This is a genomic window from Mesorhizobium sp. M0227, from assembly GCF_040321855.1.
GTDB lineage: Bacteria > Pseudomonadota > Alphaproteobacteria > Rhizobiales > Rhizobiaceae > Mesorhizobium.
Genome location: NZ_JAMYSJ010000005.1, coordinates 105,826 through 128,814, shown reverse-complemented (window position 1 = coordinate 128,814; position 22,989 = coordinate 105,826). Strand labels below are relative to the sequence as shown.

Here is a 22,989-nt window from a genome sequence, read left to right as displayed (position 1 = left end):
GATCGCGAAATCGGGCAGTTCAATCGCTTTGTTCTGCGATTCCGGCCGCGAAACGGCAGATAGTCGTCATATGACGACTATGAAACGTCAGTGGCTTTGGTCAGTGTTCCCCACGTAAATTTTCGGTTTCATCCGGCATAAGTTAATGTATTCTAATTGAGCCAGAGCTCCGCAAGTGGGAATGCGGATGCTCTGTTTTAATGCATTGAACCTTATTGCGCAGTGCCGGCATCCTTATTGCAATTGCATGAGCAGAGCATAGCGGTGGCGTCGGACTCAAGCAGGCATTGAGGGCGCCCCGTAAAACGGGGGGTAAGTGCATGGCTTTGTTTTCAAAGCGTGGTGGCTTTGCCATCAAACGCGCATTCGCGGTTCCGGGTTCCGGTATCGACGCTGCCAATGCTCATGTGGCAGAGGTATCCCAGCAAGCAGGGCTTGCCCGCCAAGCGCTGCCCGGCAGTTCGCCTTGTTCGCTTCGTGCGGCGCAAGCGTGGACTTTGTTTAAACTTGGACCGGTGGCACGTGCGCAAGAAGCTGGCTCGGGTCGCCGTCGCCGGCCAGGTGTGATTGCCGGACGGTTCATGGTCCTCCTCGGCGCCACCGCGCTGGTGGGTTTTCCGCCGGTACCGGCGGCGCATGCTCAGTTCGTCATAGACGAGAACGGCCCGGATGCTCCGGACAGGGGACCTGGTGGTTTTGACGCAGATGGTGATAATGGCGATCCCGGCGGATCGATTACAAATGCCACCCCTGGAGCCGTAAACAACACCCCGCAGATAAACGTCAACGCATCTGGATTTGGCGGCACTGCCAATGGCGGCGACGGCGGCGACGGCGGCGAAGGCCTGGCTGGAACGCCCATTGAAACCAATGGTGGTGAGGGCGGCAATGGCGGTGTTGGCGGATCCGTCGATGTTCTCAACAACGCCACGATTTCGACCATCGGCTCGGGCCATCATGGACTCATAGCTTCCGCGATCGGCGGCGATGGCGGCAGTGGCGGTGGCGCCCTTCCGGCGATCGCGAACCTCGGCGGCGACGCCGGAAGCGGCAACACCGGCGGCAGCGCCAACGCCGTTGCGTCTGGCACCAGCGATATCACGACGACGGGCGACTTCTCCTACGGCATCTTTTCCAACGCCAGCGGCGGCAATGGCGGCCAGGGCGGTGACAACATCGTCAGTCTCGGCGTCGATGCTGGTGACGGCGGTGATGGCGCTTCCGGCGGCACCGCATCGGCAAGCAACGCCGGCAAGGTGGAAACATCGGGATTGGCCTCTTATGGCATGCTGGTGCGGTCGGCAGGTGGTGTGGGTGGCAATGGCGCCGATGGCGTCGGGGTCGTCAGCGGCGGCGGCAACGGCGGCGGCGCCACTTTGGGCGGAAATGCCACGGGCAGCAATTCGGGCGGCATCATAACGCATGGTGATTTCGCCAGCGGCATGGCCGTGCAGTCGGTCGGCGGCGGCGGTGGTGGCGGAGGCGACGCCTTCGGCCTGTTCGGTGGCGGTGGCACCGGAGGCGCGGGCAATGATGGCGCCAATGCAACCGGTACCAACACTGGCAACATCACCACCGATGGTCGGGGTGCTATTGGCATGCTGGTCGAATCGGTCGGCGGCGGCGGCGGTGATGGCGGCGGGGCAGCCGGCATCGTATCGATCGGCGGCACAGCCGGCGGCGGCGGCAAAGGCGGAACTGTCATCGCCAATGTCGGCGGCACGATAACAACTGGCGCTGACGGCAGCGGCGATGGCGCGCATGGCGTGCTGGCTCAGTCGGTCGGTGGTGGTGGCGGCAATGGCGGCTTTGCCCTGTCGGTCGCCCCGGCAGTCGCTGTCGCGATCGGCGGCGGCGGCGGAACCGGCGGCAATGCCGGAGCCGTCAACGTCAACCAGGCCGCGACCGGTCCGACGGTCGACACCAACGGTCGTTCGGCCATTGGCATCCTCGCACAGTCGGTGGGTGGCGGCGGCGGCAATGGCGGTGGCGCCTTTGCGCTTGGCGGCATCGTGTCTGTTTCGGTGGGCGGCAGCGGCAGCGCGGCCGGCAACGGAGACGAGGTCACCTACAACATCGCAAACGCCAAGGTCACGACGCGCGGCACCGATTCCATCGGCATCCTCGCCCAGTCGGTGGGCGGCGGCGGCGGCAATGGCGGCTTCGCTCTCGGTGGCGCGGGTCTCGTGGCTGTCGGCGTCGGCGGCTCGGCTGGTTCAGGCGGCTTCGCCAGGAAAGTCGACGTCACCACCGGCGGCTCGGTCGAAACCCTGCAGGACCGGTCGGCAGGCATCGTCGTCCAATCGCTTGGCGGCGGCGGCGGCAATGGCGGCTTTGTCGTGGAAGGCGCCCTCTTCGGAGCGAGCGTTGGAATCGGCGGCAAGGGCAGCGGCGGCGGCGATGGCGGCGACGTGTTCTTCCGCACCGCCAATGGCGGCCAGCAATCTATCATCACGCGCGGCACCGACTCGATCGGCCTCGTCGTACAGTCGGTCGGCGGCGGTGGCGGCAATGGCGGCTTCGTCGGCACGTTTGGCGCGATCGCCAATCTGGGCATCGGTGGTGGCGGCGGCGCGGCAGGCGCGGGCAAGGCAGTCGATGCGACCTATAATGGTTCGGTCGAAACCTTCAAGGAAAGGTCGGCCGGTATCATCGTGCAATCGATCGGTGGCGGCGGGGGCAATGGCGGCGGCGTCATCGGTGTCGGCCTTGGCCTGACCGTCGGCATCGGCGGCAGTGGCGCGGGCGGCGGCGCCGCGGGCAAGGTCGTCTACAACTCCACCACCACGAATATCACAACCCACGGCGCCGACTCCGCTGGCCTGATCATTCAATCGATCGGCGGCGGCGGCGGCAATGGCGGCTTTTCGTTCAATGGCGCTATCGCTGCGACCATCGGCATCGGCGGCAAAGGCGGAGCGGCCGGCGAGGCCGAGACGGTCAGGGCCACAATTGGCGGCGGCTTGATCCATACGATCGGCGATCGCTCGACGGGCATTGTCGCGCAATCCATCGGCGGTGGCGGCGGCACGGGCGGCGGTTCTGCAGGACTGAACCTGGGCCTCGGCATCGGGATCGGTGGTAAGGGCGCCGGCGGTGGCGGCGGCAAGACCGTTGATGTCATCAACGGCGCCGTCGTGCAGACCGAAGGTATTCAGTCGCACGGCATCATGGCGCAGTCGGTCGGCGGCGGCGGCGGCTCCGGCGGCTTTGCGGTGACGGTTGGCGGACCTTCCTTCTCGCTGGGCGGCAATGGCAGTTCCGGTGGTGGCAGCCAGAAAGTCTATGTCGAAAATACGGCTCGGATCACCACTGACAGGGACCTCTCGATCGGCATCTTCGCGCAGTCGGTCGGTGGTTCAGGTGGTGATGGAGGCTTGGCGGGCGCCGGTGGTGCCTTTGCGGCCGTCGCTGTCGGTGGCCAGGGCGGCGCTGGCGGGGCAGGTGGCCAGGTCGAGGTCAAAAACACCGCAAACATAACCACCAAAGGCGCGCTCGCGCACGGCATCCTGGCGCAATCGGTCGGCGGCGGCGGCGGCAATGGCGGCAGCGCCGGTGCGGTCGCGGTCGGTATATTCGGTGCGGCTGGCGTCGCGATCGGCGGCGGCGGCGGCGATGCGAACCTGAGCGATCAGGTTACCGTCACCCACAAGGGCGACATCCACGTCGGCGGCGCGGGCGCGAAGGCCATCCTGGCGCAATCGGTCGGCGGTAGCGGCGGCAATGGCGGCAATGCCTATTCCGGAGCCTTCAGCGCCGGTTTCTACGCATCGGCAGCGGTCGGCGTTTCGGTGGCGGCGAGGGCGGCGATGGCGGCCCTGGCGGCAAGGTTACGGTCAGGGCGGACGGCAACATCATCGCCGACACCGACGCGGTCGGCTCGGGCGGCATCGTGGCACAGTCGATTGGCGGCGGCGGCGGCAATGGCGGCCGTGCGGCCACGATGGCCGGCTCGGTCAGCAACGGCGTCAATGTCAGCCTCGGCGTGACGGTCGGCGGCTGGGGCGGCGACGGTGGCCGCAGTGACCTGGTGATCGTCGATACTGGCCTCAGCGGCGGCGGCAGCATCGTCACCAAGGGTTACCAGGCTGGCGGCATTCTTGCCCAGTCGGTTGCCGGCAGCGGCGGCAATGGCGGCGATTCCTGGGCGGCGGCTGGCGGTTACGGCGTCAATGTCAGCGTCAACGCGACCGTCAGCATCGGCGGCGGCGGCGGCGACGGCAATGTCAGCGACGATGTGCTCGTCCACAATGCCATGACGGTGCAGACGGATGGCGACATGAGCGCGGCGGTCCTTGCGCAGTCGATCGGCGGCGGCGGCGGCAATGGCGGCTCGACCAACGGTGCGACCGCCGATCTGGGCGGCGGCCAAGGCGTCAACGTTGCGGCCAACGTGACCGTCGGAGGCGGGGGCGGCACCGGCAATATCTCCGGCGCGGTCGACGTGATCAACACCGGCAATTTGACGACCAAGGGCGATTTCTCCTCAGGCATCGTCGCGCAATCGCTGGGCGGCGGCGGCGGCATGGGCGGATCGAGCAACGCCAAGGCGTTCCACCTTGGTGGCACCAGCGAGACGAGTGTCACCGTCAATGTCGGCATTGGCGGTTCGGGCGGCTCCGGCAACGATGCGGCGTTGTTCCGCCTGGATGACGGCAACAACGTCATCGGCGCCGGCGTGCATGTCGACAATTCCGGGGTAATCCGGACCCAGGGCTTCAACTCCATCGGTATCCTGGCGATGTCGGTCGGCGGCGGCGGCGGCGGCGGCGGCGCGGCTTCGACCGACGAGGAGATCGTTGGCGGAGGCAGCGAAGGCGAGACGTCCGTCGGCATCGGCGCGGCGATCGGCCTCGCCGCGGGCGGCGCCGGCAATGGCGGCACGGTCTCTGTTACCAACCGGAGCCTGATCGTGACCGACGGCGCCGATTCGTATGGTATCAGCGCCAACTCGATCGGCGGCGGTGGTGGTGTCGGCGGCTCGGCGACATCGGGCGTATTGGGTAAATATGCGATCGGTGGGGCGCTTGGTGGGGCAGGCGGCGGCGGTGGCAGCGCTTTCCAGGTCGACGTCTTCAATCTCGCCACGGCCGGCATCTGGACCCAGCAGGAGCGTTCCATCGGCATCTTCGCACAGTCGGTGGGTGGCGGCGGTGGCGCCGGTGGCGCCGGTGAAAGCACCGGTCACACCGATGAATCAGAAGTCAGTGTCAACCTGTCACTGGGCGGGTCCGGCAACGTTGGCGGTAATGGCGGCAAGGTCAATGTCGAAAACAGCGGCTGGATCCAGACCGAGAAGGCCTATTCGCACGGCATACTGGCGCAGTCGATCGGCGGCAGCGGCGGCGTCGGCGGCGCTTCGGGCACCTCGGCCAAGGACTCCAATGTGGCCATAACCTTGAGCCTCGGCGGCGCCGGCGGCACCGGCGGCAAGAGCGGCGAAACCGTTCATGTAACCAATTTCGGGTCGGGCGAGATCCTGACCAAGGGCGACAATTCGCACGGCATCTTCGCGCAATCGGTGGGCGGTGGCGGTGGCGCGGCCGGCGCCGGCTCGACCGAGACAGGCAGCGCGGAAACGTCGGTGACGCTGGCGATTGGCGGGCTGGGCGGTGGGGGCAGCAGCGGTGGCGACGTAATCGTCGACAATCATGGCAAGATCACCACGCTCGGCTATCTTTCGCACGGCATTTTCGCGCAATCGGTAGGCGGTGGCGGCGGTGCTTCGGGTGCCGCGGCCAACGCTTCGGAGGCCGACATGACGATCGGCGGCGCGATTTCTCTGCCGAGCGGCGACGGCTCCAATGGCGGCCATGTCACGGTCAACAATGACGGCATCATCGAAACCTGGAAGGATGGGGCGCTCGGCATCTTCGCCCAGTCCGTCGGCGGCGGCGGCGGTTATGGCGGCGTGGTATCGGCCGACACGGCGGGAGATGATTCGGTCGCGCTGCAGCTTGGCGGCTTTGGCGGCAATGGCGGCAATGGTGGCAAGGTCGATGTCACGGTTTCCGGCACCATCATCACCCATGGCGAGCGCGCGCACGGCGTGGTCGCGCAATCGGTCGGCGGCGGTGGCGCTATGGCGGCGACGCCAAGGGCAAGAGCTCGAATGCGTTGGCCATTGGCGGTCTCGGCGGCAATGGCGGCGATGGCGGGGATGTTACCGTCATCCGCACCGGCATGATCACGACGACGGGCAAGGATTCCATCGCTATCATCGCGCAGTCGGTCGGTGGCGGCGGCGGCATCGGTGGTGCCGGTTTCGGCCGCTTTGGCGCTGACGACGACGGCGGCGGGCCAAACGCCATCGGCTTCAACACGCCTGGCGGCACTAAGGGCACCGGCGGCAAGGTGACCATCATCCAGTCCGGCGCCATTGAGACCGATGGCGACCGTGGCCACGGCATCGTTGCCCAAGCGGTGGGCGGTGGCGGAGGCGCCGGCGGCATGGATTCGCTGGCCATGGGCCAGTCGGCGGCCGGCTCGCAAGGCGGTATCGGCGACGCCGCGGCGTCGGCCGCAAGCACGGACAGCCAAGTCTGGGTCAAGGGCGCAAGTTCGTATGCGATGTTCGGCCAGAGCGCCACTGGCGCCGGCAATGCCCATGCGGTCGATTTGACGGCAGGCGACAGCCTCTTCGCGCAAGGTGCCGATTCTGTGGCTGTCTATGGCGAGAGCACGGCCAAGGGCGCCAAGGGCAACATCACCATCAACCTGAATGGCCAGTACACGATTGGCGGTGCCGGAACCGGCGTGGCGGCGATGCTTGTCGGCGGTGCAGACAACACGCTGAACAACCACAGCCTGCTCTATGCGATGGGGGCAACGCCGAGTTTCACCATCCAGGCGTCGCAATTTCAGGCATTCCAAGCCTTCCTGATGGCGCCCGGTCCCGTCGTGCCGACGAATGCGATCCTGGAATCGCTTCTGGACGATTTCAGCCCACTGGCTATCACCGGCACATCGGGCGATGACCATGTGGAGAATTCGAAGATTGCCGACACGCTCGGACGGGTGATCGGCAACATGGATCTCGGCGGCGGCACGAACAGCTTCCACAATATCGCCGACGCCTCGATGGTCGGCCTCAAGACCATCGATCTCGGCGGCGGCAAGTTCACCAATGACGGGCTGTTTACCAACCAGGGCATCGGCGTCGTGGCCAAAGTGGATGTCACCGGCGGCTTCACCCAGATATTCTCCGGCGACTTCGTCACCGACGTCGATCTCAACAACCAGATCACGGATGCCCTTGCACTAACGGTGGCTGGCGACTTCGATGGCGAGGCGCCGTTGAACTTCCTGTCGATCGACAAATTGTTCGCCGAATATGTGCTGGCCACCGGATCGGCGATGACCGATTCCGGCATCACGCCGACGACGCTGCATCCGGCGGTCGGCTTCAATTTCCTGACCAAGGTGGTCGGCGGAACGGATCTGGTTCTCTATGCCGACAATCCGACTTTCCTGGAGTTGGCACAGGATCCTAACTCCGGCACGACCGATCCCGGCGTCTTCCAGATGGCGCAGTATCTCGACGATGTCGAGGCTTCATCGAGCCCAGACAATCCGATGGCGCTGTTGATCAACATGCTGCGCTTCCTGCCCGATGAAATGGAGCTCGGCGCGGCCCTGACGCGGCTGACGCCGCACTATGCCGTGCACACATTCGAGATGATCAACCGCTCCACGGACATCATGCTGGAGGCGGCGCGCGAATGCACCGGCGTTCCCGCCTACAAGGATCCCGACGGACGCTGTGTCTGGGCGTCGATCAGTCCGCAAGCCGAGTACAGCCGCGACGCGGGGGGGCGGAACCACCAGCCGCGACGACGTGTTGAAGACGATGTCGCTTGGCGGTCTTGGCGAGGTCAGTCAGCACTGGTCGCTTGGCGCAACCATAGGCCGGACCGAATTCGATTCGAAGATCGATTTCAACGGCGAGCTTCTGTCGGCGACGACAGGCGAATCCTGGCAGGCGTACGCGCTGGCGAAATATGCCGACAAGAACTATTTCATCGACTTTGCACTCGGCGGCGGCACCGGCTCCTTCAAGGGCGAGCGCGATACGCATCTCGATCAGGTGGCCTTCATTCCGGGCGAAACGCTGATCGGCGATTATCTGCCGGAGGCATTGCTGCCTGGCATCGGCAACAGTGTCACCTACACACAGAAAACCGCCCAGTTCGGCGGTTCGGCGCGGCTCGGCATAACGCAGGAGATGGGTGCTTTCTACCTGCAGCCGACCCTGCAGTTCGACGCGCGCTGGCTGCGTGTTTCCGGCAAGGAAGCGGGCTCGGTTGCCGCCTTCAACTTCGACGGCAGCGCCAACATGTATTATTCGGCGACGCCGGCTTTCGAGATCGGTACCGACCTTGCACTCAGCGACATTGCCAGCCTTCGCGTCTATGGCAAGGCTGGCGTGGAGTTTTCCGACAAGGAGTGGGAAATCGAAGGTCGCTTCGCGGCGGCGGAGAATCTGCCTGGCAACCCCGCATTGCACTTGACGGAGACCGTCGATTCGCCGCTCTATCGGGTCGGCGCCGGCCTTGAGCTGAATGGCGTCAATGGCGTCGGCATGTCCGTCAGATATAATGGCGCCTTCGGCGAAACGGTTAAACAGAACGCGATCAGCGCGTCTCTCAAGGTCAGTTTCTAGCTGGCCCGAGGCGGAGCCGGGCGGGAGGGATCTTGATGAGGAAGTACGCGTATTTCGTGGCGATGCTGGGTGTTGCCTGCACCGTGGGCGTGGCCGCCGTGGCGGCGCAAACCAAGAGCGACAAGGCGGTCGCGGCACCCGCTGCCGCGGATGCGCCGCAGTTGCCCGGCGGCGCGTCGGCACTGTCTGAAACCCACGGCGACTGGACGGTCAATTGCCAGATATCGGGCACGGCCAAGACCTGCAGCCTGTCGCATCAGCAATTCAACAAGCAAAGCAATCAGCGGCTGCTGGCGATCGAGCTGGTGAGCAAGACCGGCGAGGATGCCACGGGCACGCTTGCGTTGCCGTTCGGCCTGGCGCTGGCCAAGGGGGTCAGCCTGACCATCGACGATCAGAAGCTGGACGGCAGCCTGGCGTTCAACACCTGCCAGGTCGTCGGCTGTCTGGTGCCGGTGGTGTTCGATGCGACTGTCACGCCACTGCTGAAATCAGGCACCACACTGAAGATCGACGCTTTCGCGGCAGACACCGGACAAGCGGTGAGCTTCTCCATTCCGCTCAACGGCTTCGCCGGCGCGCTTGCCCGGACCGCCGAGCTTTTGACCAATTGATGTAGGCCGCAGGACTTAAAGCGCGCCGCCTGAATGCCATCTCGCGGCAGGGCGGTGCGTCACTGCAGCAGAACGTCTTTCAGCTCAAACGACGATCGTTTTAAGCCTTTCGGCGATCAGGGCGGCGAGCCGCGCCGCCACATCATCCTTGCTCATCTCCGGCCATTCCTCGACGCCAGCCTTTGACACGATCCGCACCCGGTTGCGATCGCCGCCCATCACGCCCGAAGAACCGACGCCGCTTCCCTGCGACACGTCGTTGGCGACGATGAGATCGGCGCCTTTTTTCTTGAGTTTGGCCTCGGCGTTGCGCAGGAGATCCTGCGTCTCGGCGGCGAAGCCGATAACCAGGCCGGGTCGCTGGCTGTGATGGCCGACGCTGGCGAGAATGTCGGGATTCTCGACCATGCGCAGCACCGGCGGCCCTTCGCCGGCGACCTTCTTGATCTTCTCACCGGCTGAATTCTCGGTTCGCCAGTCGGCCACGGCGGCGACGAACACCGCCGCGTCTGCGGGCAGGAGCTGTTCCACCGCGTCGCGCATCTCTTGCGCACGTTCGACATGGATGGTCTTCACGCCAGCCGGATCGACGATGCCGACAGGGCCGGAGACGAGGTGCACATCGGCGCCGAGCCTGGCCAGTGCTGCCGCGATGGCATGGCCCTGCTTGCCGGACGAACGGTTGGCGATGTAGCGCACCGGGTCGATCGGCTCATGCGTCGGGCCGGAGGTGACGATGATCTTGCGCCCCGACAGCGACTTCGGGCCGACGTCGAGCAGTGCCTCGATGGCGGCGACGATCTCCAGCGGCTCGGCCATGCGGCCTTCGCCGGCTTCATTGCTTTCGGCCATCTCACCCCTGGCCGGACCGACGAAGGTGACGCGGTCCTTCTGCAGCGTCGCGCGATTGCGGCGGGTGGCCGGATGCGCCCACATTCTGGTGTTCATGGCCGGCGCCATCAACACCGGCTTGTCCGTGGCGATGAGCACCGTGGAGGCCAGATCGTTGGCGTGGCCGTTTGCGAGCTTGGCCATCAGGTCGGCGGTGGCGGGCGCCACCACCAGCAGATCGGCCTCGCGCGACAGCCTGATGTGGCCGACATCGTGCTCGTCCTGGCGGTCGAACAGTTCGGTAAAGACATGGTCGGCGGAGAGCGCGCCGGCCGACAGCGTGGTGATGAATTCCTGTGCCGCCGATGTCATGATCACCCGCACCGCCGCACCACGCTCGCGCAGCCGGCGGATCAGATCGAGCGCCTTGTAGGCGGCGATGCCGCCGCCAATGATGAGCAGGATGCGCTTGCCGGAGAGGCTCATGCCTGAGACCAGTTCCTGTCCAGTGTCATGCCGGCTTCAGCGCCGGTTCGATATCGGTATGGATGAAATCATTACCCTTGAAAAGCAGCGGCAGGTTTCGCGTCTTGGCCAAGGCGTAAGCGAAACAGTCGCCCATGTTGAGATCAGCACGATGATGAGATCCACGGCCATAGAGAGAGTAGGCAAGCCGTGCGACTTCAAGCTGCGCTAAATCAAAAGGAACTACCGTCAACTCGAGAAGATCGATTAGCAGTTTGAGTTCGTTGACGTTAACGCCATCACTCGACCGGCTCGCGACACAATGCGCCTCCAGCAGCGTCGCTGCGCTTACCAGTGCAACAGATGAGGTACCGAAAACGTCGACGAATGCAGCGGCATCCGGCTCCGCGCCAAGGATTGCGATCAACGCCGAGGTATCGACCGCGACTGTCACAGAAGTCCCTCGTCCCACATATGGTCAGTAATCGCTTTGAGATCAAAAGGGCGTTCCAGCTTCCGCCCGAGCGCCAAGATTTCGTCACGGGAAGCCTTCAGTCGCCACGCCCCATTCTCAAGCCTGGTTTTTGGGATTGCCGCCTCACGCAAGGCATCCCGCACTTCCTGCTCCATCGAAACGCCGCGCGCGGCGGCGCGCTCGCGGAGCACCTGCTTCACGTTGTCGTCAAGGTTGCGGACTGTTATCGTGCTCATGGTCTTGCTCCATGCCGCTTAATATAGGCAACAAGCAGCGTGCATGCAATGACAGCATTGCTGTCATTGCATGCACTCAGATGATCTTCCAGGCGATATAGACGAGCGTCAGCGCGATGACCCACAGTGCCCAGCGGCCGGAGCGGCTGTAGCGCGCCTCGGCCTTGCCAATGGCGTGGGCGGTGGTTTCGTCGAAGCGCAGGCCGTGCTCCGCCATCAGGTCGATCTCGCGCGACAGCCGGTCGGTGCGCGCCGCAAGCTCGGGAATCTGGCGGGCCAGCGTGAGCAGCGCCCTGGCGCCGTCACGCGCATCGATCATCATGCCACGCGGCCCAAGATTGCCTGATATCCAGTCGCCGACCACCGGCTCGGCCGTCTTCCACATGTTGAAGGCCGGGTCGAGCGTGCGCGCCACGCCCTCGACCACCACCATGGTCTTCTGCAACAGGATCAATTCGGGCCGCGTCGCCATGTCGAAGAGTTCGGTGACCTCGAACAGCAGCGTCAGAAGCTTGGCCATCGAGATGGTCTCGGCCGGCTGGCCATGGATCGGCTCGCCGATGGCCCGGATCGCCTGCGCGAAGGCTGCAACATTGTGCTGGCGCGGCACATAGCCGGCCTCGAAATGGACCTCGGCGACACGCAGATAGTCGCGCGTGATGAAGCCATAGAGAATTTCGGCGAGGAAGCGGCGCTCCTTCTTGCCGAGCCTGCCGGCAATGCCGAGATCGACGGCAACGATGGTGCCGTTTGCCTCGACGAACAAATTGCCCGGATGCATGTCGGCATGGAAGAACCCGTCGCGCAGCGTGTGGCGCAGGAACGACTGGATGAGGTTTGCTGCGATCGCCTTCAGTTCATGGCCGGCGGCCTCCAGGCCGGCAATGTCGTTCATCTTGACACCGTCGACCCATTCCATGGTCAAGACGTCGCGGCCGGTGCGCTCCCAGTCGACGGACGGCACGCGAAAGCCGGAGTCATCCCTGGTGCTTTCGCCGAGCTCCGAGAGAGCCGCCGCCTCGAGGCGAAGATCCATCTCGATCTTGGTGGTCTGTGCCAGCGTCTGGGTGACCTCGACCGGCCGCAGCCGGCGTGACGAGGGGATGTATTTCTCTTGCAGGCGAGCGGCGAGGAAATAGCTTTCGAGATCCTGGAAGAAACGGCGGCGCACGCCGGGCCGGATCACCTTGACCGCCACCTTGGTGGCAATGCCGTCATGGAGAGCGTCGGCGGCATGGACCTGGGCGATGGAGGCGGCGGCGACCGGGTCGCCGAATTGCGTATAGAGATCGCCGACCTTGCGCCCGAGCGAAGCCTCGACCGCCGCGATGGCCTCGGCCCTGGGGAAGGTGTGCATCTTGTCCTGCAACGTGGCGAGATCGAGCGCCATGTCGTTGCCGACGACGTCGGGCCGTGTCGCCAGGAACTGGCCGAGCTTTACATAAGATGGACCGAGTCGGACGACCGCCTTGGCCAGCCGGTCGCTGCGCTCATAGGCCAGCGCGCGGCGGCGGGTGAACAGCCGCGCCATCCGCCAGCCGAACTTCGGCAGGCCGGACAGCTCCTCACCCGGCAAGGCGGCGACGACACCCTCGCGGACCAGCACCCAGCCGGCCCTTACGAGCCGGAATCCTGCACTGACATTGCTCATGGCAGCGCCAATCCTGCCGGCTCTTTGAACCGGCATAGCACGCGTCGATTATGAGAAATGCGGTCCGGCCTCAAAGCTTCCAGCCCGAATGAAGTGCTGCAATACCGCCGGAATAGTTGCGGAAGGAAACGCGGTCGAAGCCGGCGCGGGAAATCATCGTCGCGAAATTCTGCTGATTGGGAAACCTGGCGATCGATTCGACCAGATAGGAATAGGGTTCGCCGTCGCCAGTGACCATCTTGCCGATCTTGGGAATGGCGTTGAACGACCAGGCTTCATAGGCCTTGTCGAGCAGCGGCATCTCGACCTCGGAAAATTCCAGGCACAGGAAGCGCCCACCGGGCTTCAGCACGCGAAACGCTTCGCCCAAGGCCACCTCGATGCGCGGTACGTTGCGGATGCCGAAAGCGATGGTGTAGGCATCGAATGTGGCATCAGGGAAGGGCAGTTCCTCGGCATTGGCCTCGACGAAATCGGTGTTGCCGGACAGGCCCTTCTTTTCGGCCCGGTCGCGGCCGACAGCCAGCATCGAGCCATTGATGTCGAGCACGGTGGCATGAGCATTGCCGTGGCTGGCATCGACGATGCGGAAGGCGATGTCGCCGGTGCCGCCGGCAACGTCCAGCACGCGCCAGCCGATCCTTTTGGGAGGATTGAGCCAGGTGACCATGGCGTCCTTCCACAGCCGGTGCAGGCCGGCCGACATCAGATCGTTCATCAGGTCGTAGCGGTTGGCGACCTTGTGGAAAACATCGTTGACCAGGGACTGCTTGTCGCCAGCCCCTACACGCTTGAAACCATAGGAGGTTTCCATGCCGCCCGCGGCCGTGGTTCTCTCAACTGACATTTTTTTGATCCGTCATAAAACCGGCGGGACCATAGCCGATCGATGGTGCGGGCGCTATTGTTTAAGGCGCGGTGTTCAGCCGCGCTTCCAGGTGGCGGGTTTTCGAGACCTGGACGGACCGACGGGATGATTGAATGCCTTTGAAAGCGGAACTGCACTGCCACATCGAAGGGGCAGCGGCGCCCGAACTCGTCGTCCGCCAGGCGCAGAAATACGGCAAGGACACCTCGCCCTATATCCAGAACGGTTCCTTCGTCTGGCACGATTTCACCTCCTTCCTGGCGGCTTATGATTTTTCCGCCGATCTGTTCCGGACCGAGGAGGACTATGCGCGGCTGGCCGACCATTATCTGACCAGTCTCGCTCGCGATGGCGCCATCTATTCCGAAGTGTTCACCTCGCCGGACCACGCGAAAAAGGCCGGGCTGTCGCCGAAAGCCTATACCGATGCGCTCGGCGAAGGCATGGCCCGCGCCAAGGCCAAGACCGGCATCGAGGGCCGCATGATCGTTACCGGCGTGCGCCATGTCGGCGTCGAGTCGATCGAGCAGGCGGCGCGCTTCGCGGCGCGCTGCGGGCATCCGCTGGTCACCGGTTTCGGCGTTGCCGGCGATGAGCGCATCGGCGATATGGAGGACTATGTCAGGGCTTTCGAGATCGCCCGCGAAGCCGGGCTCGGCATCACCATCCATGCCGGCGAACTGACGGGCTGGGAGACCGTCCAGGCGGCGCTCGATCATATCCGTCCGTCCCGCATCGGCCATGGCGTGCGCGCCATCGAGAACCTGGACCTCGTCAGGCGCATCGCCGACGAGGGCGTCGTGCTGGAATGCTGCCCCGGTTCCAACATCGCGCTCAAGGTGTTCGACAGTTTTGCCGACCATCCGTTTCCGTCCCTGCAGGCGGCAGGCTGCAAGGTGACGCTCAATTCCGATGATCCGCCCTATTTCTGGACCTCGCTGAAGCGCGAATACGACATTGCCGCCGAGCATTTCTCGATGAACGAAAAGGCGCTGGCCGCCGTTACCCGTACAGCCATCGAAGCCGCTTTCGTCGACAGAAAGACAAAGACGGCACTTCTTGCCCGGTTGAGCAGCGCGGCACGCTGATTTCCGCCGACAAAGCTGTGGTCGGTGCGGGCCAAGCGGTTCCTTGGCCGGCGCATTGCCGCTAGGGTTCGCCCAGGCAGCTTGAAGCGCGGCGCGTCCGAAAGGGCCATGCGCGCATTTTCGGGCGCAGGCATCAGGAGAACACCATGAAGGGCGTCACCGTCGTCGACCACCCGCTTGTCCAGCACAAGCTGACCATCATGCGCAAGAAGGAAACCTCGACGGCCGGCTTTCGCCGGCTGCTGCGCGAAATCTCGCTGCTGCTCGGCTACGAGGTCACCCGCAACCTCGAACTGACGACGACGACCATCGAGACGCCGATGGAAACCATGGAAGCGCCGACGCTTGAGGGCAAGAAACTGGTCTTCGCCTCGGTGCTGCGCGCCGGCAACGGCTTGCTGGAAGGCCTGCTCGACCTGGTTCCGGCGGCCCGCGTCGCCCATGTCGGTCTCTACCGCGATCACGAAACGCTGGAAGCGGTCGAATATTTCTTCAAGGCGCCGAGCGACCTCGCCGACCGGCTGGTGATCGTCGTCGATCCGATGCTGGCGACCGCCAATTCGGCGATCGCGGCGATCGACAAGCTGAAAGAGCGTGGTGCCACCAACATCCGTTTCCTTTGCCTGCTGGCGGCGCCCGAAGGCATCGAGCGCTTCATCAAGGCGCATCCGGACGTTCCCGTCTTCACTGCTTCGATCGACCGCCAGCTCAACGAGAAGGGCTACATCATGCCCGGCCTTGGCGACGCCGGCGACCGCATGTACGGGACCAAGTAATATCAGGCGAAGTCGCCTGGTCCGATTTACCAAATATTTACGCAAAGGCGCGGTTTTGGCGCGCGTTAAAGCGTCAAACACCATCCGGGTCTAACGATCGGCTGTCACTACGGCGCCGCGCGTCCATTTCGGACGCGCAAAGGACGCTGTAGCACTTTGATTTTGCGCATGAGCCTTTCCGAAAATCGATCCCGATTTTCGGGGTCATGCGGCGAGGCCGATCCATGCTGCGCAAGCTTCTCATCCTTGCCGTTTTCGCCGGTTCATCGGCATCGATACCGATTGTGTATCAGTCCAATCCGCAACTCGTCGAAAACCTGCTGAGGTCGGCGGTGCCGGGCAAACAAGCGGTCGAAGCCCAACCAGACGTCAATCTGGCATCGGTGCCCAACAAGCCCGCGGTACCGCTGCCGATGGGCCGCAAGGTGGTCGTCGCGGCTGACGAGCGCGGACATTTCTCATCGGCTTTCAAGTTCAACGGACGCCAGGTCGACGGCATGATCGACACCGGTGCGACATTGGTCGCCATCAACATTTCGACGGCACGCAGGATCGGCTTGTCGCTGAATGCTTCGGACTTCAGCCACGAGGTCAACACGGCCAACGGCACCATCAAGGCGGCCGTGGCCATGATCGACCGCCTGCAGATCGGCAACATCACGGTCAATGACGTCCAGACCATTGTGCTCGACGACAGGGCGCTGCGCACCAATCTGATCGGCATGAGCTTTCTCAACCGGCTCGACAAATACCAGGTCGAGAACGGCACGCTGCTGCTCGTCCAGTAAGGCTGTTCGTTTCCGCAATTCCCAAGGGAAAGCGCTATGCGCTTTTCCCGGGAAGCCGTTTCACACTTTTCCTGAAATTGCTTTAGCCGCGCGGCAGAATCCGCCGGATGACCGACTTGTCGGCGGGCGGCTTCGAGGCGCCGACCGTATAGGCCGAAAGCACGGTTGCGGCAGCGCTCTCGGCATCGGCCGATGAGCGGGCATGGACCAGCGCCAGCGGCTCGCCGATCCCAACCTCCGCACCGACCGGCAACAGCCTGGTGATGCCGACCGCGGGGTCGATCTGGTCGTCCGGCCGCGTGCGCCCCCCTCCCAGGCCGACCACGGCGAGCCCGATATCGCGGGTGGCGATGCCGGTGACGAAGCCGTTTGCGGTTGCCTTGACGGCAAATTCGATCGCCGCCGCAGGCAGATATTTTTCCGGCTTCTCGATGAAATCGGCGGGGCCGCCAAGCGCGGCCACCATGCGTGCGAAAGTGGCGGCGGCGCGGCCGCCGGCGAGCGTTTCGGTGGCGCGCCGCATGCCATCCTGGTTGGACGACACCAGTCCCGCCGACTGCAGCATTTCGGCGGCCAGCGCCAGCGTCACATCCTCGAGCCGACGGTCACGATACCGGCCGGTGAGGAAATCAACGGCGTTGCGCACCTCGACGGCGTTGCCGGCGGCCGACGCCAGCGGCTCGTTCATGCCGGTGATCAACGCCGAAGCCTTCAGTCCGGCGCCGTTGGCGATCTCAACCAGGCTGTTGGCGAGTGCAGTGGCGTCGCGCGATTTTTCCATGAAGGCGCCGTTGCCGACCTTGACGTCGAGCACCAGCGATTGCAGCCCGGCCGCCAGCTTCTTCGACAGGATCGAAGCGGTGATCAGCGGCACTGATTCGACCGTGCCGGAGACGTCGCGGATCGCATAGAGCCGTCGATCGGCGGGCGCGAGGTCGGCGGTCTGGCCGATGATGGCACAGCCTGTTTCGAGCACCGCCTTGCGAAACAGCGCGACATCGGGCTGGCTGATGTAGCCGGGGATGGCATCCATCTTGTCCAGCGTGCCGCCGGTGTGGCCAAGGCCGCGCCCCGAGATCATCGGTACATAGGCGCCGCAGGCGGCGACGATCGGCGCCAGCATCAGCGAGACATTGTCGCCGACGCCGCCGGTCGAATGCTTGTCCGTGACCGGGCCGGGCAGGTCCGACCAGTCGAGCACATCGCCGGAATCGCGCATCGCCAGCGTGAGCGCCACGGCCTCGTCGCGGCTCATGCCGTTGAAGAACACCGCCATGGCGAAGGCGCCAGCCTGGCCATCGGTAACGGCGCCTGACGTCACGCCCTCGACGAAGCCGGCGATCTCCTCTTCCGACAGCCTGAGGCCATCGCGCTTGCGGCGGATGATTTCCTGGGGAAGCATCAGGTCTCCAGCAGTCCGTCGTGGAACACGCGCTGCAGGATCGTCGCCAGCCGCGCGCCGCCTACCGGCGCCATGTCCTTGGTCTCCTGGTGCGATAGCTCGGCCCCGGTCATGCCGGCCGCCAAATTGGTGATGACCGAACAGGCGGCGACGCGCAGTCCGAGGAAGCGGGCGAGAATGACCTCCGGTACGGTCGACATGCCGACCGCATTGGCGCCCATGATGCGCGCCATGCGGATCTCGGCCGGCGTTTCGAAGCATGGGCCGGAGAACCACATATAGACGCCCTTGTGCAGGGTGGTGCCGGTCGCATTTGCCGCCCGTTCGATGGCCTGGCGGATGCCGGCATCATAGGCTTCAGTCAGGCCGACGAAACGCCGGTCGCTTGGTTCGCCGATCAGCGGGTTGGTGCCCGAGAAATTGATATGGTCCGATATCAGCATCACCGAGCCCGGCGGCATGTCCGGATCGACCGAGCCGGCGGCATTGGTGAGGATCAGCTTCGTGATGCCGATGCCGGCAAGCACTTCCAGCACCGGCCGCATCGCCGCGGCAACGCCGTGCTCGTAGTAATGTGCGCGGCCCGACAGCATCAGCACCGGCACGCCGGCAAACAGCCCTGCCACCACTTCGCCGGCGTGCCCGGTGACACCGCTTCTGGGAAAACCCGGAAGGTCGGCATAGGAGACCCGGATCGGGTCCTCGATCTGGTCGACCAGACTGCCGAGGCCCGAACCGAGCACCAGTGCCGTGGCCGGCGCCAGGCCGTCCAGCCTTTCGACGAGATGATCCAGGGCTTTTTCCGTCATCGCTGCCAGCTGTTCATTTGAGCCCGTTGTTCACTTCAAAATATCGCCGCGGAAGCCGTAAGGCAGCATGTCGCCCATGGTCACGGTCTCGGCCACACCTGCATTGTCGCAGAGATAGAGCTTTGTTTCCGGCCGGCAGAATTCGGCCAGCCGCTGCCGGCAGCCGCCGCAAGGCGAGCATTTCGCCATGCGTTCGGCGATGACGGCGATCTCCACGATCTTGCCGCCGCCGCCCATGATGTAGTGGCCGAGCGCCGTGGTCTCGGCGCACCAGCCTTCCGGATAGGAGGCGACTTCGATGTTGGCGCCGGTAAAGACGCGCCCGTCTTCGGTTCGCAAGGCAGCGCCGACCGGAAACTTCGAATAGGGCGCGTAGGCCCTGGCCATGGCGGCCTTGGCGGCCTCGAACAGATCATGCGACATTCAGGTGTTCTCTCCGATGATCGTGTTCAAAACCCGGCGCAAAGCCGACCTGCCGCTCAACGTTCCTTGACATAAGGCACGCCGCCGGCGCGTGGCGGGATTGCCTTGCCGATGAAGCCGGCGAGCAGGATGACGGTGAGGATGTAGGGCAGCGCCTGCATGAACTGCGCCGGCACCTTGCCGATGATGGGCAGCGGTGATCCCTGCAGGCGGATCGACGCCGCGTCCAGAAAGCCGAACAGAAGGCAGGCGAACATGGCGTTGACCGGCTTCCACTTGGCGAAGATCAGGGCTGCCAGCGCGATGTAGCCCTTGCCGGCCGTCATGTCCTTCACGAAGCCGCCATTTTGCACCATCGACAGGTAGGCGCCGGCAATGCCGGTGAGGATGCCGGTGCAGATCAGCGCCCTGTAGCGCAGCCAGGCGACGGATATGCCGGCGGTGTCGACGGCGGCCGGGTTTTCGCCGACCGCGCGCAGGCGCAGGCCGAAGCGGGTGCGAAACAGCACCCACCAGGTGAACGGCACCATCAGGAAGGCAAGATAGACCAGGATCGAGTGGCCCGACAGCAGTTCGGCATAGATCGGTCCGATGATCGGCACGTCGCGGATGGCCTCGGCGCCCGGCAAGGTGATGGCCTCGAAGCGCTCGCCCGGTTGCAGCGCCGGCGTGCGCCCGCCCTGCTGGAACCAGGCCTGGCCGAGGATGATGGTCGAGCCGGCGGCGATGAAATTGATCGCCACGCCGGAGACGATCTGGTTGCCGCGATGGGTGATCGAGGCAAAGCCGTGGATCATGGCGAAGGCGACCGAGATCAGGATCGCCATGCCAAGGCCGACAAAGGCCGAATGGAACACGGAAGCGGCGGCCGCGCCGGCGAAGGCGCCGACCAGCATCTTGCCTTCGAGGCCGATGTCGAAGATGCCGGCGCGTTCCGAATAGAGCCCGGCGAGGCAGGCAAGCAGCAGCGGCACCGAGAGGCGGATGGTGGAGTCCAGTGTCTGGATGATCGCGTTGAACACATCCATCTCAGGCACCTTTCCCCTTGACCGCTTCCATGCCGACCGATCGCGGACTGAACGAGGCGAACAGCGCCTGGATGTAGGGCCGGAACATGTGCTCGAGAGCACCGGCAAACAGGATCACCAGGCCTTGAATGATGACGATCATGTCGCGGCTGATTGCCGGCATCTCGAAGGCGAGCTCGGCGCCGCCCTGGTAGAGCATGCCGAACAGGATCGCCGCCAGCACGATGCCAACAGGGTGCAGGCGGCCCATCAGCGCCACGGCGATGCCGACGAAGCCGGCGCCGGAAACGAAGTCGATGGCGACATTGTGCTGATCGCCCATCACCGGATTGAGCGCCATCATGCCGGCCAGCCCGCCCGAGATCATCATGGCGGTGATGATGATGCGGGTTTCGGAAATGCCGGCATAGCGTGCCGCTTTCGGGCTGTGACCGTAGGTGCGCATTTCATAGCCGAGCTTGGTGCGCCAGATCAGCAGCCAGACCAGGAAGGCCATGACCAGCGCCAGGAGGAAGGTGACGTTGAGCGGCGCCGAACGGATCTTGGCGCCGAACAGCTCGATGATCCAGTTGAGCTTGGGCAATTCCGCGCCGGCGAGGAAGTTACGCGTCTGCGGCGCTTGCGAGGCGGCTGGCTTCAACGGGCCGACCAGCACGTAAACCATGATCGAGGCGGCGATGAAGTTGAACATGATGGTGGTGATGACGATGTGCGAGCCACGCTTGGCCTGCAGATAGGCCGGGATGAGCGCCCACAATGCGCCCACCGCCGCCGCAGCAATGATCGCCAGCGGGAAGGTCAGCCACCATGGCAGTGTGCTGTCGAAGCTCAGGCAGACGATGGCGATGCCGAGGCCGGCGATGTAGGCCTGCCCTTCGGTGCCGATGTTGAACAGGCCGCAATGCGCGGCCACCGCCACCGAAAGCCCGGTGAAGATGAAGGTGGTGGCATAAAAGAGGGTGAAGGCGATGCCGGTGCCTTTGCCGAAGGCGCCTTCGACCAGGATGACGGCTGCGCGCAACGGATTCTCGCCGACCAGAAGCACGACGAAGCCGGCGACGACGAAGGCGACGAACAGATTGATCAGCGGGATCAGGCCATAGTCGGCCCAGGCCGGCAGTTTGGCGTAAGGCGCGCTCATTCGGCGGCCTCCTGGTGCTCGATGCCGGCCATCAGCAGGCCGAGCTCGCCCTCGGTCGCTTCGGGGCCGCGCTCGCCGACGATGCGGCCGGCAAACATCACCAGGATACGGTCGGACAGCGAACGGATCTCGTCAAGCTCGACCGACACCACCAGCACCGCCTTGCCCTGGTCGCGCATGGCGATCAGGCGCTTGTGGATGAATTCGATGGCGCCGACATCGACGCCGCGTGTCGGCTGGCCAACGATCAGAACACCAGGGTCCTGTTCCATCTCCCGCGCCAGCACGATCTTCTGCTGGTTGCCGCCGGAAAAATTGGCGGTCTTCAGCCGGCAGTCGGCCGGGCGGATGTCGTATTTGGCGATCTTGTCCCTGGCATCGTTGCGGATGGCATCGATGTTGAGGAACGGCCCCTTCAAATAACGGGGATCATCGTGATAGCCGAGGATCGAATTCTCGTTCTCCTCGAAGGCCAGCACCAGCCCGACGTGATGGCGGTCCTCCGGCACATGCGCGAGGCCACGGTCGCGCAGTTCGCCGGGGTCGGCGGCGCCGGTCAGGTCGATCGGCTTGCCGTCGAGCATGACCGAGCCGGACACGGCACGCCTGATGCCGGAAATCGCCTCGAGCAGTTCGGATTGTCCGTTGCCGGCAACACCGGCGATGCCGACGATCTCGCCGGCCCTGATATCGAAGGAGATGTCGTCGACCATGGTGACGCCGCGCGTATCCTTCACCGTCAGGTTCTTGACCGCGAGCTTGACGGCGCCGGCCTCGGCCTCGCCCTTCTCGACCCGCAAGAGCACGCGCCGCCCGACCATCAGCTCGGCCAGTTCCTCGACCGTGGTCTTCCTGGTCTCGCGCGTCGCCACCATCGTGCCCTGGCGCATCACCGACACGGTGTCGGTGATGGCCATGATCTCGCGCAATTTGTGGGTGATCAGCACCACCGTCTTGCCCTGGTCTTTCAACTGCCCGAGGATGCGGAACAGATGGTCGGCCTCGGCCGGTGTCAGCACGCCCGTAGGCTCGTCGAGGATCAGGATCTCGGCGCCGCGATAGAGTGCTTTCAGGATCTCCACTCGCTGCTGCAGGCCGACCGGCAGTTCCTCGATGATTGCATCGGGATCGACTTCCAGCCCGTATTCACGCTCCAGCCGCTCCAGTTCGGAGCGCGCCTTGGCGATGCTCTTCTTCAGCAGCGCATCGCTTTCGGCGCCGAGGATGACGTTCTCCAGCACCGTGAAATTGTCGACCAGCATAAAGTGCTGATGCACCATGCCGATGCCGAGCGCGATGGCGTCATTGGGGGTTTTGATCGAGGCCGGCTGGCCGCCAACGCGGATCTCGCCGCTGTCGGCCTGGTAGAAGCCGTAGAGGATCGACATCAGCGTCGACTTGCCAGCTCCGTTCTCGCCGACAATGCCGTGGATCGTGCCGCGACCGATCTCAAGATTGATGTCCCGGTTGGCGCGCACCGCACCAAAACTCTTGTTGATGCCGATCAACTCGATTGCGGCTTGCGCCATGCAGCCTGTCCCACTCTTATTTTTTTATCGCTTGGTCAAAACGCCTAGCATGACGCTCCGCCCGTGCCAATTGCCGGAGCCGGTTCACTCTCGACAAATCCCGGTGCGCTTGTCAATTTGCAACGTGGCCGGGGCCTTCACATTCGCTAGTATGACGGCGCCGGAATTCGCATTACGGCGCAAGACATCGCGGTCAACGACAT

At 64.4% G+C, this 22,989-nt stretch carries 18 protein-coding genes; 7 read left to right on the top strand and 11 right to left on the bottom strand.

The window, feature by feature from the left end; translation table 11 throughout:
- Positions 1-581: 581 nt before the first annotated feature.
- The 4 genes from NKJ00_RS09480 to NKJ00_RS09465 all read left to right on the top strand — a co-directional run bounded on the left by NKJ00_RS09480 (position 582) and on the right by NKJ00_RS09465 (position 9,276).
- Complete coding sequence (locus tag NKJ00_RS09480; protein WP_352629548.1) at positions 582-3,989, top strand: hypothetical protein; 3,408 nt, start codon at positions 582-584, stop codon at positions 3,987-3,989.
- The gene (locus NKJ00_RS09475) at positions 3,893-6,187 is read left to right on the top strand and encodes a hypothetical protein (RefSeq protein WP_352629546.1); all 2,295 of its coding nucleotides are present in this window, start codon (positions 3,893-3,895) and stop codon (positions 6,185-6,187) included. Before NKJ00_RS09480 ends, NKJ00_RS09475 begins: the two co-directional genes overlap by 97 nt.
- 167 nt (positions 6,188-6,354) lie before the next feature.
- Positions 6,355-8,556 carry an autotransporter outer membrane beta-barrel domain-containing protein gene (locus tag NKJ00_RS09470; protein WP_352629544.1) on the top strand — a complete coding sequence of 734 codons (2,202 nt, stop codon included), beginning with the start codon at positions 6,355-6,357 and terminating at the stop codon, positions 8,554-8,556.
- Positions 8,557-8,697: 141 nt separating this feature from the next.
- Positions 8,698-9,276, top strand: a complete 579-nt coding sequence (locus NKJ00_RS09465) for an invasion associated locus B family protein (protein WP_352610222.1) — start codon at positions 8,698-8,700, stop codon at positions 9,274-9,276.
- Between the two features lie 84 nt (positions 9,277-9,360).
- On the opposite strand, the gene coaBC is transcribed toward NKJ00_RS09465, so the two are convergent.
- The 5 genes from coaBC to ubiE all read right to left on the bottom strand — a co-directional run bounded on the left by coaBC (position 9,361) and on the right by ubiE (position 13,781).
- Positions 9,361-10,593, bottom strand: a complete 1,233-nt coding sequence (gene coaBC, locus NKJ00_RS09460; RefSeq protein ID WP_352610225.1) for a bifunctional phosphopantothenoylcysteine decarboxylase/phosphopantothenate--cysteine ligase CoaBC — start codon at positions 10,591-10,593, stop codon at positions 9,361-9,363.
- 25 nt (positions 10,594-10,618) lie between these two features.
- Entirely contained in the window at positions 10,619-11,026 is a 408-nt protein-coding gene (locus tag NKJ00_RS09455) for a type II toxin-antitoxin system VapC family toxin (RefSeq protein ID WP_127290735.1), read from the bottom strand.
- A complete protein-coding gene (locus NKJ00_RS09450; protein ID WP_023812567.1) occupies positions 11,023-11,283 on the bottom strand; it encodes a FitA-like ribbon-helix-helix domain-containing protein in 261 nt (86 codons plus the stop codon). Before NKJ00_RS09450 ends, NKJ00_RS09455 begins: the two co-directional genes overlap by 4 nt.
- A gap of 76 nt (positions 11,284-11,359) precedes the next feature.
- The gene (ubiB, locus tag NKJ00_RS09445) at positions 11,360-12,934 is read right to left on the bottom strand and encodes a 2-polyprenylphenol 6-hydroxylase (RefSeq protein WP_128303194.1); all 1,575 of its coding nucleotides are present in this window, start codon (positions 12,932-12,934) and stop codon (positions 11,360-11,362) included.
- Between the two features lie 70 nt (positions 12,935-13,004).
- Positions 13,005-13,781 carry a bifunctional demethylmenaquinone methyltransferase/2-methoxy-6-polyprenyl-1,4-benzoquinol methylase UbiE gene (gene ubiE, locus NKJ00_RS09440; protein WP_127328341.1) on the bottom strand — a complete coding sequence of 259 codons (777 nt, stop codon included), beginning with the start codon at positions 13,779-13,781 and terminating at the stop codon, positions 13,005-13,007.
- Between the two features lie 134 nt (positions 13,782-13,915).
- Here ubiE and NKJ00_RS09435 point away from each other — a divergent pair, with 134 nt between their 5' ends.
- From NKJ00_RS09435 to NKJ00_RS09425, 3 genes are all read left to right on the top strand, one after another.
- Positions 13,916-14,890: an adenosine deaminase gene (locus tag NKJ00_RS09435; protein WP_128303193.1), complete on the top strand. Its 975-nt coding sequence runs from the start codon at positions 13,916-13,918 to the stop codon at positions 14,888-14,890.
- A 146-nt stretch (positions 14,891-15,036) separates the two neighbouring features.
- Positions 15,037-15,666, top strand: coding sequence for a uracil phosphoribosyltransferase (gene upp, locus NKJ00_RS09430; RefSeq protein WP_023812571.1), 630 nt, complete (start codon positions 15,037-15,039; stop codon positions 15,664-15,666).
- Between the two features lie 224 nt (positions 15,667-15,890).
- Positions 15,891-16,454 carry a TIGR02281 family clan AA aspartic protease gene (locus NKJ00_RS09425; protein ID WP_352610227.1) on the top strand — a complete coding sequence of 188 codons (564 nt, stop codon included), beginning with the start codon at positions 15,891-15,893 and terminating at the stop codon, positions 16,452-16,454.
- An 82-nt stretch (positions 16,455-16,536) separates the two neighbouring features.
- On the opposite strand, the gene deoA is transcribed toward NKJ00_RS09425, so the two are convergent.
- Genes deoA through NKJ00_RS09395 form a run of 6 tightly spaced genes read right to left on the bottom strand, consistent with a single transcriptional unit; the run spans position 16,537 to position 22,786 of the window.
- Complete coding sequence (gene deoA / locus NKJ00_RS09420) at positions 16,537-17,856, bottom strand: thymidine phosphorylase (protein WP_352610230.1); 1,320 nt, start codon at positions 17,854-17,856, stop codon at positions 16,537-16,539.
- The gene (locus NKJ00_RS09415; protein WP_352610232.1) at positions 17,856-18,665 is read right to left on the bottom strand and encodes a purine-nucleoside phosphorylase; all 810 of its coding nucleotides are present in this window, start codon (positions 18,663-18,665) and stop codon (positions 17,856-17,858) included. Before NKJ00_RS09415 ends, deoA begins: the two co-directional genes overlap by 1 nt.
- A 30-nt stretch (positions 18,666-18,695) precedes the next feature.
- On the bottom strand, positions 18,696-19,088 hold the full coding sequence (gene cdd / locus NKJ00_RS09410) for a cytidine deaminase (protein ID WP_023812575.1): 393 nt from the start codon (positions 19,086-19,088) through the stop codon (positions 18,696-18,698).
- A 56-nt stretch (positions 19,089-19,144) separates the two neighbouring features.
- Positions 19,145-20,116 carry an ABC transporter permease gene (locus NKJ00_RS09405; protein ID WP_352610235.1) on the bottom strand — a complete coding sequence of 324 codons (972 nt, stop codon included), beginning with the start codon at positions 20,114-20,116 and terminating at the stop codon, positions 19,145-19,147.
- A 1-nt stretch (position 20,117) separates the two neighbouring features.
- Positions 20,118-21,257 carry an ABC transporter permease gene (locus NKJ00_RS09400; protein WP_352610237.1) on the bottom strand — a complete coding sequence of 380 codons (1,140 nt, stop codon included), beginning with the start codon at positions 21,255-21,257 and terminating at the stop codon, positions 20,118-20,120.
- Positions 21,254-22,786: an ABC transporter ATP-binding protein gene (locus tag NKJ00_RS09395; RefSeq protein ID WP_128303187.1), complete on the bottom strand. Its 1,533-nt coding sequence runs from the start codon at positions 22,784-22,786 to the stop codon at positions 21,254-21,256. The genes NKJ00_RS09400 and NKJ00_RS09395 overlap by 4 nt, the downstream gene beginning before the upstream one ends.
- Positions 22,787-22,989 lie beyond the last annotated feature (203 nt).

Coding starts and splice junctions, on each gene's coding strand:
- NKJ00_RS09395 (WP_128303187.1), bottom strand. CDS start 22,786: ATGGCGCAAGCCGCAATCGAGTTGATCGGCATCAACAAGAGTTTTGGT.
- NKJ00_RS09400 (WP_352610237.1), bottom strand. CDS start 21,257: ATGAGCGCGCCTTACGCCAAACTGCCGGCCTGGGCCGACTATGGCCTG.
- NKJ00_RS09415 (WP_352610232.1), bottom strand. CDS start 18,665: ATGACGGAAAAAGCCCTGGATCATCTCGTCGAAAGGCTGGACGGCCTG.
- NKJ00_RS09450 (WP_023812567.1), bottom strand. CDS start 11,283: ATGAGCACGATAACAGTCCGCAACCTTGACGACAACGTGAAGCAGGTG.
- ubiB (WP_128303194.1), bottom strand. CDS start 12,934: ATGAGCAATGTCAGTGCAGGATTCCGGCTCGTAAGGGCCGGCTGGGTG.
- NKJ00_RS09465 (WP_352610222.1), top strand. CDS start 8,698: ATGAGGAAGTACGCGTATTTCGTGGCGATGCTGGGTGTTGCCTGCACC.
- deoA (WP_352610230.1), bottom strand. CDS start 17,856: ATGCTTCCCCAGGAAATCATCCGCCGCAAGCGCGATGGCCTCAGGCTG.
- NKJ00_RS09480 (WP_352629548.1), top strand. CDS start 582: ATGGTCCTCCTCGGCGCCACCGCGCTGGTGGGTTTTCCGCCGGTACCG.
- NKJ00_RS09435 (WP_128303193.1), top strand. CDS start 13,916: ATGCCTTTGAAAGCGGAACTGCACTGCCACATCGAAGGGGCAGCGGCG.
- upp (WP_023812571.1), top strand. CDS start 15,037: ATGAAGGGCGTCACCGTCGTCGACCACCCGCTTGTCCAGCACAAGCTG.
- NKJ00_RS09405 (WP_352610235.1), bottom strand. CDS start 20,116: ATGGATGTGTTCAACGCGATCATCCAGACACTGGACTCCACCATCCGC.
- cdd (WP_023812575.1), bottom strand. CDS start 19,088: ATGTCGCATGATCTGTTCGAGGCCGCCAAGGCCGCCATGGCCAGGGCC.
- coaBC (WP_352610225.1), bottom strand. CDS start 10,593: ATGAGCCTCTCCGGCAAGCGCATCCTGCTCATCATTGGCGGCGGCATC.
- ubiE (WP_127328341.1), bottom strand. CDS start 13,781: ATGTCAGTTGAGAGAACCACGGCCGCGGGCGGCATGGAAACCTCCTAT.
- NKJ00_RS09425 (WP_352610227.1), top strand. CDS start 15,891: ATGCTGCGCAAGCTTCTCATCCTTGCCGTTTTCGCCGGTTCATCGGCA.